Origin of the sequence: Planktotalea sp., from assembly GCF_049680325.1 — a bacterium.
In the GTDB taxonomy this organism is placed as follows: Bacteria; Pseudomonadota; Alphaproteobacteria; order Rhodobacterales; family Rhodobacteraceae; genus Planktotalea.
Genome location: NZ_JBAUHO010000323.1, coordinates 1 through 10523, shown reverse-complemented (window position 1 = coordinate 10523; position 10523 = coordinate 1). Strand labels below are relative to the sequence as shown.

The 10523-nt window shown below is 56.5% G+C and carries 12 protein-coding genes; all 12 read right to left on the bottom strand.

Translation table 11 applies throughout. From position 1 onward, the window contains the following. Nucleotides 1–152 (bottom strand): AAA family ATPase (locus WBC85_RS14550; protein ID WP_424438748.1); only part of this gene is annotated, 152 nt, incomplete at its 3' end. A gap of 41 nt (nucleotides 153–193) precedes the next feature. Next, a complete protein-coding gene (locus WBC85_RS14545) occupies nucleotides 194–1060 on the bottom strand; it encodes an outer membrane protein assembly factor BamD (RefSeq protein ID WP_424438742.1) in 867 nt (288 codons plus the stop codon). Between the two features lie 132 nt (nucleotides 1061–1192). Beyond that, nucleotides 1193–2113: a UDP-3-O-acyl-N-acetylglucosamine deacetylase gene (gene lpxC, locus WBC85_RS14540; protein WP_424438745.1), complete on the bottom strand. Its 921-nt coding sequence runs from the start codon at nucleotides 2111–2113 to the stop codon at nucleotides 1193–1195. Between the two features lie 238 nt (nucleotides 2114–2351). Further along, complete coding sequence (gene ftsZ, locus WBC85_RS14535) at nucleotides 2352–3998, bottom strand: cell division protein FtsZ (protein WP_424438739.1); 1647 nt, start codon at nucleotides 3996–3998, stop codon at nucleotides 2352–2354. A 173-nt stretch (nucleotides 3999–4171) separates the two neighbouring features. Then, nucleotides 4172–5506, bottom strand: a complete 1335-nt coding sequence (gene ftsA / locus WBC85_RS14530; protein ID WP_424438736.1) for a cell division protein FtsA — start codon at nucleotides 5504–5506, stop codon at nucleotides 4172–4174. After that, nucleotides 5499–6431, bottom strand: coding sequence for a cell division protein FtsQ/DivIB (locus WBC85_RS14525; RefSeq protein ID WP_424438733.1), 933 nt, complete (start codon nucleotides 6429–6431; stop codon nucleotides 5499–5501). The genes ftsA and WBC85_RS14525 overlap by 8 nt, the downstream gene beginning before the upstream one ends. Then, the gene (locus WBC85_RS14520) at nucleotides 6419–7297 is read right to left on the bottom strand and encodes a D-alanine--D-alanine ligase (RefSeq protein WP_424438730.1); all 879 of its coding nucleotides are present in this window, start codon (nucleotides 7295–7297) and stop codon (nucleotides 6419–6421) included. Before WBC85_RS14520 ends, WBC85_RS14525 begins: the two co-directional genes overlap by 13 nt. 116 nt (nucleotides 7298–7413) lie before the next feature. Further along, nucleotides 7414–8340: a UDP-N-acetylmuramate dehydrogenase gene (gene murB / locus WBC85_RS14515; protein WP_424438727.1), complete on the bottom strand. Its 927-nt coding sequence runs from the start codon at nucleotides 8338–8340 to the stop codon at nucleotides 7414–7416. A gap of 30 nt (nucleotides 8341–8370) precedes the next feature. Beyond that, nucleotides 8371–8928 (bottom strand): hypothetical protein, encoded by a 558-nt coding sequence (locus WBC85_RS14510; RefSeq protein ID WP_424438724.1) that lies wholly within the window; start codon nucleotides 8926–8928, stop codon nucleotides 8371–8373. 130 nt (nucleotides 8929–9058) lie between these two features. Further along, nucleotides 9059–9307 carry a DUF2484 family protein gene (locus tag WBC85_RS14505; protein WP_424438721.1) on the bottom strand — a complete coding sequence of 83 codons (249 nt, stop codon included), beginning with the start codon at nucleotides 9305–9307 and terminating at the stop codon, nucleotides 9059–9061. Beyond that, a complete protein-coding gene (locus WBC85_RS14500) occupies nucleotides 9304–9558 on the bottom strand; it encodes a DUF2484 family protein (protein ID WP_424438718.1) in 255 nt (84 codons plus the stop codon). The genes WBC85_RS14505 and WBC85_RS14500 overlap by 4 nt, the downstream gene beginning before the upstream one ends. Then, nucleotides 9555–10523: UDP-N-acetylmuramate--L-alanine ligase (locus WBC85_RS14495; protein WP_424438715.1), on the bottom strand; the 969-nt coding region annotated here is incomplete at its 5' end. The genes WBC85_RS14495 and WBC85_RS14500, both read right to left, overlap by 4 nt.

Below are 10523 nucleotides of genomic sequence, written 5' to 3'. Positions count from 1 at the left end.
CGCCCCCGCCAGCCCAATACAAAACCAAGCGAATCCAATAAGATAGACTTGCCTGCACCCGTTTCGCCAGTCAGCACATTCAACCCATCCTGAAAATTCAATTCCAGATGGTCGATAATCAGGATGTCTCGGATATCGAGCGTGCGCAGCATTTAGATGACCCCGCGCGCGTCAGGCGCGCGCAAATTTTCGCTTACAGCCACTTGCCTTGCAACATTTGACGATAGACTTGATACAGCCAGTTATCACCCGCCGCCTTCAACTCCAGCCCGCGACCCGTGAGCAGCTTGAAACTGTCCTCGTACCAATCGGTGCCTTTATAGTTGTGACCAAGGATGGCCCCTGCGGTCTGTGCTTCTTCCGTCAGACCCAGCGACAGATAGGCTTCGACCAAGCGGTGCAAAGCTTCGGGCGTGTGCGTCGTTGTCTGGAAATCTTCGACCACAACGCGGAAACGGTTGATCGACGCGGTATAGAGATCGCGCTGCAGATAATAACGCCCGATTTCCATCTCTTTGCCCGCAAGATGGTCAAAGGCAAGATCGAACTTCAGAATCGCAGAACGCGCATATTCGCTGTCAGGATAACGTTCGATGACAGTGCGCAGACCTTGCAACGCCTGGAACGTCAAACCCTGATCGCGACCCACGTCCTCGATCTGGTCATAATAGCTAAGTGCCAACAAATACTGGGCATAGGCCGCATCGTCATCGGTCGGGTAGACATCAATGAAGCGCTGCGAAGATGCGCGCGAGTTTTCGTAATCTTTGTCTTTATGATAGGAAAACGCCTGCATAATCAGCGCGCGTTTGGCCCAGCTGGAATAAGGGTACAGGCGCTCGACCTCACCGAAATAGAAGGCCGCATCGTCCTCGCGCTTGCGCTCTAACTCGAACTCGCCGCGCTGAAATATCTGTTCGGCTGTGTAGGTTTCAAGCGGTACATTGGGCTGCCCACCAAGGAAACGCGACACGCCCCCACCGCCCCCGCCACATCCAGCAAGAGTCATGGAAAACACGACAGCAGCAGTCAAGGAAAGACGTGCGGTTTGGCGTTTCATGGCAGCACCTTTGATAGAACCTGTCAGAGTTTTATCTCTGTTTTCAACTCGGTCCTAGCACATAATATCGCCATGCAAAATGGCAATGCCCCAAAATGTTGGGACAGACGCTAGGTTCTTTTAATTTTGATGTTAGTAAGCCGCAGGAATCTCGCTGCGGGTGACGCCTGCACCAGGCAAATAGGCGTTAATGCTGGCATCACAGTCCACCATTTCATAATTGGACGGGTCCGCGAACATCGCGCGCAGCAAAGCATTGGTCATCGAATGACCAGCGCGCATACCAGTGTAGCGGCCAAGAATCGGGGCCCCTGCCAGCGACAAATCGCCCAAAGCATCCAGCATCTTGTGGCGAACCGCCTCATCCGTATGGCGCAAACCACCCGGGCTTAGAATGCGATCACCGTCAACAACGACCGCATTTTCCAGGGTGCCGCCCTTGGCAAGACCTTGGGCATACATCGCTTCAACATCGGAGTTGCGGCAGAACGTGCGGCTGTCACACAGCTCGCGCACAAAGGTTCCATTCGCCATATTCAACGATTTGCTCTGATGGCCAATCGCTGCGTCTTCGAACTCAATCGCGAAATCAATCGACAGGTTGCGCGCAGGCTCAAGCCGCGCCCAGCCCGCTTCGGTGCGCACTTCGATCGTCTTGAGAATGCGCAGCGCCCAACCGCCATTGCTTTGTTTTTGAACGCCTTTTGCAAGAATGCCGCGCACAAATTCAGCTGAGCTTCCGTCCATGATCGGCACTTCCGGCCCATCAATTTCGATCATCGCATTGGTGATGCCACAACCCGCAAGCGCAGCCATGATATGTTCAATCGTGGAAACTGTTACGCCATCGGCATTTTCGATCTTGGTGCAAAGCGGTGTCGGGTTCACGGCATCCCAGCGCGCTGGAACCAATGCGTCCTGCCCGCGCACATCCAAGCGACGGAACCAAACCCCATGATTGCTCGCAGCGGCATGAACCGTCATTGCGACAGGCGCGCCAGAATGAAGCCCGACGCCCGTAAAAGTCACTGATGATTTCAAAGTCGTTTGCACAATGGGTACCAGATTGAAATGCACGCAGGTCACCCTGCATCGCTGTTAACAGTCTGGTAACCAGCAACCTCCAAAGGCTCAACTCAAACTTTGTAACGGTCTGAAACATGCCCTTTCGGCAGGCAGGCGGAAACCTGCTTACCTTTGACGGGGATAGGGTCAAGTGCATGTTCTTAATAGAAAAAGAGGGCATCTTTCGATGCCCTCTTTTCAGATTTCCCCAGATAAAAGTGGGGTATTAATTTGCCTGACGACGCAGGAACGCGGGAATTTCAATGCGCTCTTGCTCTGGATCACTTTCTGCAACCGGGCTTGGTGCAGGTGCTGCATGGCCGGATTGCATGGGCGGCTGCTGACGCGGCGCTGGTGCGCCTGAGCCTTCTGCTGCGTGACCTGTCATGCGGTTAATCAGCGAATTGATGCCAAAGCGTGGACGCTCGACATCGGCGCTAGGCGCATGGGTTGGCGCTGCGCTGTGATGCTCGGGTGCTCGCTGAACTGCGGCTTGCAAACGTGCCATCGCTTCTGGCGAAGGTGACCCGAGACCGGGTGCTTTGGGCGCAATATAGGCCGCCTGCTCCGGCTCTGCTGCGGCTTGTGGTTCAAACGCTGCTGGCTGGTAGGCAGGGGGTGGCAGATCCTCTGCAACCTGCGCACGCGCGGCGTGATGCTGACCGCGATCCGCGATAAAGCTTGGCAACTCGGGCTGGAAGCTCGGCGCGTCATCTTCGAAGATATCTTCTGCTTGCTCGGATGCTGCTGCGCGCTGGACGTCTACATCATCCTCAAACAACGATGGCTCTGCTGTGCTTTGCGTTGCCGCAACATGGGCCACCTCTTCCTCTTCACGAACCTCTTCAACTTGCTTCAAAGGCTGCGCCATTGAGCGACGTGGAACCGGCATATCGTTTTGCGCAACAACGGCATCGATCCCTGTTGCAACAACAGAAACACGCATCGCGCCTTCAAGCGCAGTATCGAGCGTGGAACCAACGATGATGTTCGCATCTGGATCGACTTCTTCGCGAATACGGTTCGCCGCTTCGTCGAGTTCGAACAATGTAAGATCGTGACCGCCCGTGATGTTGATAAGAACACCCTTCGCGCCGCGCAGGCTGATTTCGTCCAACAACGGGTTGGCAATCGCCTTTTCGGCCGCCTGGATCGCACGATCCTCGCCCGTTGCTTCGCCTGTCCCCATCATCGCCTTGCCCATTTCGTCCATCACGGCGCGAACATCGGCAAAGTCGAGGTTGATAAGACCAGGGCGAACCATCAGGTCCGTCACACCCTTAACACCTTGATAAAGCACATCATCCGCAAGAGAGAAGGCTTCGGTGAAAGTCGTTTTTTCGTTCGCAAGACGGAACAGGTTCTGGTTTGGAATAATGATAAGCGTATCCACAACCTTCTGAAGGGCTTCAACGCCCTCCTCGGCCTGCTTCATGCGCTTGGCACCTTCAAACTGGAACGGCTTGGTCACAACGCCAACAGTCAGAACACCAAGCTCACGCGCAGCTTGTGCGATGATTGGTGCTGCACCCGTTCCGGTACCGCCGCCCATGCCCGCAGTGATAAAGCACATGTGCGCCCCTGCGAGGTGATCGACGATTTGTTCAATGCTTTCTTCCGCAGCAGCTGCGCCAACCGCAGCGCGCGCGCCTGCGCCCAAACCTTCGGTGACTTTCACACCCAGCTGTACGCGGCTTTGTGACATGGATTGTTGCAAGGCCTGCGCGTCGGTGTTCGCCACGACAAAGTCGACACCATCAAGCTCTTTCTCGATCATGTTATTGACGGCGTTACCGCCCGCCCCGCCTACACCAAATACCGTGATACGTGGTTTAAGATCTTCCTGTCCGGGCACCGTGAGGTTCAATGTCATGCTCTGTCCGCCTGTGTCTGCTGGCCCATTTTCGGGCCTTTTTGCTGCCTAATCACCCCTAGTCTAACCAACCGATTCGGAGACGTCACGCAAAAAAGCGAAAAAACCCACAAAATATGCAGGTTTTTCAGCGAAATTCCGCCAGATATGGCGTAAATGGGTAGATGTAGGGGCTACCAGTTGTCCCGGAACCATTTGAGGGCCCTTTTGAACGAACGTCCTTGATAATTTTCAAGAATCTCGAAATCCCACCATTCATCTTGTGGATGGGCCGCAAACAGGCACAAGCCAACCGCACTGGAAAAGCCCGGCCCCGTCGTTGCGCCCGGCAAACCATGGACACGCAAGGGACGTCCAAGGCGCACTTGCTGGCCCAGAATTTTGCTCGCCAAACCGTCAAGACCGGGGATCTGGCTGCCGCCGCCCGTCAACACGATCTGCTGGCTTGGCAAATGATCGAAACCCGCCGCATCCAGACGCGCACGCACGTCTTCCAGAATTTCTTCAACCCGCGGGCGCATGATACCAATCAGCTCGGCGCGGCTTACCTGGCGTCGGTCATGATCCCAATCGCCGGTGTCCCCGCCGATATCAATCATATCGCGGTCATCCATCCCCGTTGCAACGACCCCGCCGTTCACGGTTTTGATCCGCTCGGCTGTGGTCATCGGGATTTGCAGGCCCATTGAAATGTCTGACGTAATATGATCGCCGCCCATGCGCACCGCGTCGGCAAAGATCATATGCTTTTTCATGAAGATCGAAATACTTGTCGCGCCGCCCCCCATGTCGATGCAGGCCGCGCCCAATTCCTGTTCGTCTTCTACAAGCGCGGAAACACCAGATACATATGCCGATGAGGCAACCCCGGCGAGCTCCAGATCACAGCGGCGCACGCAATGCGCAAGGTTCTGGATCGCTGCGGCATCAACCGTCAGCATATGCATGTCGGTTGTCAGCTGATCGCCGATCTGCCCGCGCGGATCATTCAGGCCAGAGCGGTGATCTAGCGCAAAGTTCACAGGCTGTGCATGAAGCACTTCGCGCCCTGCTCCGAAATCAGGCACATCGCAGGATGACAGAACGCGCGCGACGTCCTGCTCTGTGACAGTCGGGCCTTGAATATCAACAGCGCCGCCAACACCATAAGAACGTGGCTCGGCACCGGAAAAACAGGCGATCACATGATCTACGCGGATTTGCGCCATCTTTTGCGCGGATTGCAGCGCCGTGCGAATAGCGCGCTCAGTTTCGGACATTGCACTGATTTCACCAAAACGCACACCGCGCGAACGCGTTGTCGCCGCGCCAATCACCCGAAAACCGGTCTGCCCCGCCATCGAGCCGACACCATCTGCATCGCTGCTTACCTTGTCCGATCCATCAAATCGCAGGATCAGGCAGACAATTTTAGAACTACCCACATCCAGAACCGCAACCACGCCGCGCTGCATCGCGGTCTTTCTCATTGCGCGCATAGCGCGTTGGGAGCTGTAAAGATCAGTCATTTTGTGAGGCTTCCACTGCTGTCGTCTTGATGCGCCATAGCTCTTGCACGGCGTTCTCGTTCATTCGAATTGTCGGGCGATGGGCAAGGCGCATATCAACGCGCGCAAGATCGCGGTCCATAACGTCCTGCACCTGATCGAGCGCAATCACGCGCTCTAATGCTCGCAAGGCACCTTCTTCGGGCAGCAAAATGCGTTGATCGCGGTCCAGCACCACATCCCAGCGACGCGAGCCCATACGCACCAACCCTTTGACACGGCTGCCAAGCGGGGCAGCGATCTGCATCAGGGCTTTGGCTTCTGTTACGGCTTCATCCGCACCCTCGCCTGCAAGGATCGGTAATGTCGGATGATCGCTCCGATCCAACGCGAGGCCGATGTAAACGCCTTCTTCGTCAATGCGGAACAGCCCGTCACGGGTCCGCCAAAGCGCAGCGGTTTCGCGCTCGTCCACAACGATCTGCAAAACGCCGCCCGGCTGAAGGCGCACATCCGCGCGCCGCACTGGGTTCAACCCCTGCACCGTGCGTTGAATTTCGGGCAATTCCAGATCGAAAGAACTGACGGGAAAAGAAATCGGAACGATCTCGTGAATGGCTGCGATCACTTCCTCGCTCGCGCCGCTCACATCCATGAGCTTTATCATGAATTCAGGGCGTTCTTCGATGCTCGCGCGCATGTCAGCGATGACATCTTGCAACTCGGTGCGGCGCGCCTCATCGGACAGATAAACCAGACCCAGCGAACAGGTCAGTGCAAATGGCACGCCAACACGAAGCGAAAAGCGAAACAACGGCGTCAACATCAAACGCTGAAAACGATAGGACCAACGCGACGGCGCAGGATCGGACTTGCGCCGCTTTGCTGAGCGATTGAGCACTCGCGCGCCCTGTCCCATTGCTCCTGCTGCGCCTACCTGTTGCATGAAGCGTCCCCGACCATCCAGCCGCATAGCTCTGGAAATCCGATGCCCACAGCCTGCGCCTGTTCAGGCGAAAGCGAAGTCGGCGTCATGCCGGGCTGCGTATTAGTCTCGAGCAGGATCAACCCTGCAAGCCCTTTGCTTTCATCCCAGCGGAAATCCGTGCGCGACAGGCCGCGGCACCCAAGTGCGTTATGGGCGCGCAAGGCATATTCCATGCAGGCATCCCAAATCTCTTTCGGCAGATCAGCAGGTACAACATGGCGCGAGCCGCCTTCTTTGTACTTGGCGTCATAGTCATACCAACCGTCGGTCAAGATGTCCGTCACCGTCAAAGCGCGATCGCCCATAACAGTTGTCGTCAACTCGCGGCCCGGCGCAAAGGCCTCGACCATCACAAACTCGGGCATATCATCAGACAGCTGCGGCGGACCATTGGCGCCCTCATTCACCAGATAAACGCCAACGGACGAACCTTCGCTATTCGGCTTCACCACATAGGGCGCATCCATCACATGACGCGCACGCACATCTGCGGCGGGTGCAATAATGCTTTCAACAATCGGCAGACCGACTTGGCGGAACACTTCCTTGGACCGTTGCTTGTCCATCGCAAGGGCAGAGGCAAGAACGCCAGAATGCGTGTAGGGGATTTTCAACCATTCAAGCAGGCCCTGAACGCAACCGTCTTCGCCCCAGCGCCCGTGCAGGGCATTGAACACAACGTCAGGCGCAAGATCAATCAAGCGGGCCGCCAAATCAGCGCCCGCATCAATCTCTACAACTTCAAAACCATGTGCCCGCAGTGCCGTGACGCATTCGCGCCCAGATGCAAGTGACACTTCGCGCTCGGCCGAAGGTCCACCCATCAATACAGCTACAGTGCGGGGTTGCCTGCTCGACATTCCCAACTCGTGCCTCAAACTTTACTAAGAGCTGCCCGCTCTTTTTTCACCGACGGGGCCTGTTCATCAGGCTCCCTTTTTTATTGCGGGACCGGTTCGCCGATCCTCAACACTTCCCAGTGTAACTCTATTGATTGTGTTTGGAAAACCTTTTTTCGCACCATCTCGCCCAAACCCTCTAAATCTGCGGCAGTTGCGCCACCCGTGTTGATAAGAAAGTTGGGATGTTTGGTGCTCATCTGCGCGCCGCCAAGGGTCGCGCCGCGCATGCCGGCTTCGTCTATGACCTTCCACGCTTTCAGCTCATGGGTGTCATCGGCCTGCCCTGTTGACGAGAACCCCGCAGGATTGCGAAAGGTGCTGCCTGCCGTGCGGTCCTTGGTGGGCTGGGTTTCATCGCGCTTGCGCAGCTGCTCTTGCATCTTTGCGTGCAGCGTATCGGGATCACCCTTTTGTGCGCGCAATACCGCCTCTGTCAGCACCCAGCCTTCGGGCAAATTGCTTTGCCGATATGCGAATTCCAATTCATCCGCACCGATCTGCACCACCTCGCCTGCGCGCGTCAGGGCGCTCGCGCTCACGAAATGATCTGCAACATAGCTGCCATAGCAGCCCGCATTCATCCGCACCGCGCCGCCAATAGCGCCGGGAATGGTGCGCAGGAACGTCAGATCCAGCCCTGCATCGGCCGCCTTGCGCGCCACATGCGCATCCAGCGCCGCGACGCCAACGCGCACCTGATCGTCCTCGATCTCGATATGGTTAAAGCCGCGCCCCATGCGGATCACAGCCCCCTTGATACCGCCATCGCGCACAATCAGGTTTGATCCGACCCCCATCGGGAACACCGTTGTTTCTAGCGGCAGGGCTTTCAGAAACGCCTGAAGGTCATCCACGTCCGCTGGCTGGAAAAACATCTGCGCAGGTCCGCCGACGCGCAACCAGGTCAGATCAGCCAATGGGCGATCCATCGTGATCTTGCCGCGAATATGGGAAAAGTCGGTCATGGAACGCTCGCTAAAAAAGGTTGCCTTCCTCTAAAGCGTATCGTCCGCTTTGAAAAGAGTCTCGCCGCCCTGCTCTTGCTCGCTCACATCTTCTGGCGTGGATTGCTCAACGGATAGCGCATCGGTTTGCCCATCTATGAGGACATCATCCTCAATCTGCACCTGCGCATCCTCTTCAACTTCTCGGCTTTGCTCCGCCTTTAGCGCGGGTTTCTTCGGCGCGGTGTCCGTCGCCTCGATAAGGTCAGGCTTTACCGCGCGCGCAGACATCACTTTGAAACGCTGCGGCAAAGGATCAATGGTTTGACTGATGCCAAGAGCATTCGGCGCAGAGACTGTGTTGCTTGACACCAGCTTGCCAAAAATCTCGTGCGCCACATCGGGTTTGACCTTCAGCTTGGACACCAGCATTTCGGGCGAACAAGTCTCGTTCATTCGGGCTGTATACCAGCCCATGAAATACATATGACTTGCCGTGGCGCTCGTCGCCCCGGCTGTGCTTGCCGCGCCTGCGGATAAAGCAGGCAACGGTAGCGCCGGTGCCAGCCCCAAGGACATAAGTCCGCGTGTGAATTCCCGTCTGTTCATGGGATAGATGTTGGGCTACCGCCCCGTAATTTCAAGCCGGAATCTGCGGGGAAAGTTTCACGAAAAACGACAGGGGATTTCGTTAACCGTTTGTTAATAAATACAATTTGTTTCGCGCGCGAAACAAATCCTAGCGCCCGAGCAACCCTTTGAACCAGCGCATAAGATAGATCACCGGCCAACGCAGCACGCTCATTGCCGCGATCAGGATGACAAAAGCAATCCAAAACCCGTTCTGCGCCCAGACCCAGCCGAGCAATGGAATACCAAGCCCGATCAGCACATAGGCGTTGCGCCAATGATAGTCCTTGGACGGAAACATCGCGATCACATTCGCAATGACCAACCAAACAAGCGCCAAAACAAGTGAGGTACTCATTCCGGCAGCTCCGGGCGCTCGCCCTTAGCGACGCGCCACAAGTAACGCAGCGGGTTGCGAAACATCGACAAGAAGGCAAACATGCCCAGGAAGAACCAGATCCATCCGTGTTGATATCCGATGAAACCTAACAAGACCGGAGCCAACAAAAGCATGATGCCCGCAGGCCAATACTGCCGGCGGATCGGCAACATCGCCACCACCGCCGCGCAGAGCACATAGATCGCCCCGAACGTCAGCGAAAGGCTCATGCCTTCAGCTTTGCAGGCAATGCATTGGCCCAAGCCGAAATCGTACCCGCACCAAGGCAGACGACCATATCGCCGGGCTGTGCTTGTTCTTTTACCAGTTTGGCTAGATCGTCTTCCGTGGTAATCGCACGTGCATCGCGATGGCCATGGCGGATCAGACCTGCAACCAGATCATCGCGCGACGCTCCTTCGATAGGGTCTTCGCCCGCCGCGTAAATATCCGTAATCGCAACGACGTCAGCCTCGTTAAAGCAGGCGCAGAAGTCCTCGAAGTGATGGTGCAGACGCGTGTAGCGGTGCGGCTGATGTACCGCGATGACGCGTCCCTCAGAGGCTTGCCGCGCGGCTTTCAGCACGGCTGAAATCTCGGTCGGGTGGTGGCCGTAATCGTCGATGATCGTGACGCCGCCCACTTCGCCAACCTTGGTAAAGCGACGGTTTACACCGCCAAAACCCGCCAAAGCCGCGCGAATTTCATCGCCCGACATGCCCAAATGGCGCGCAACCGCGACCGCGGACAAGGCGTTGGACACATTATGATCGCCGGGCATCGGCAAAGAGCAGCCTTCAATCACCTGATCTTCGTTTTGCAAATGAATGTCGAACTGCGCAACGCCGCCTTTATAGTGCAAGCCCACTGCGCGCACATCTGCCTGCGCATTGAAACCATAGGTGATAACACGGCGGTCCGTCAGCTTGCCCACAAGGGTCTGCACGTCGGCATCGTCGGTGCAGCAGATCGCAACGCCGTAGAACGGGATGTTAGAGGTAAAATCAAGGAAACCCTTGTGCAGGTTTTCCTCGGTGCCCCAGTGCTCCATATGCTCGGGGTCGATGTTGGTCACAATCGCAATGGTCGCGGGCAGACGGTTGAACGTACCGTCGCTTTCATCCGCTTCCACAACCATCCATTCGCCCTGCCCCATACGCGCGTTCGAGCCATAGGCATGAATGATGCCGCCATT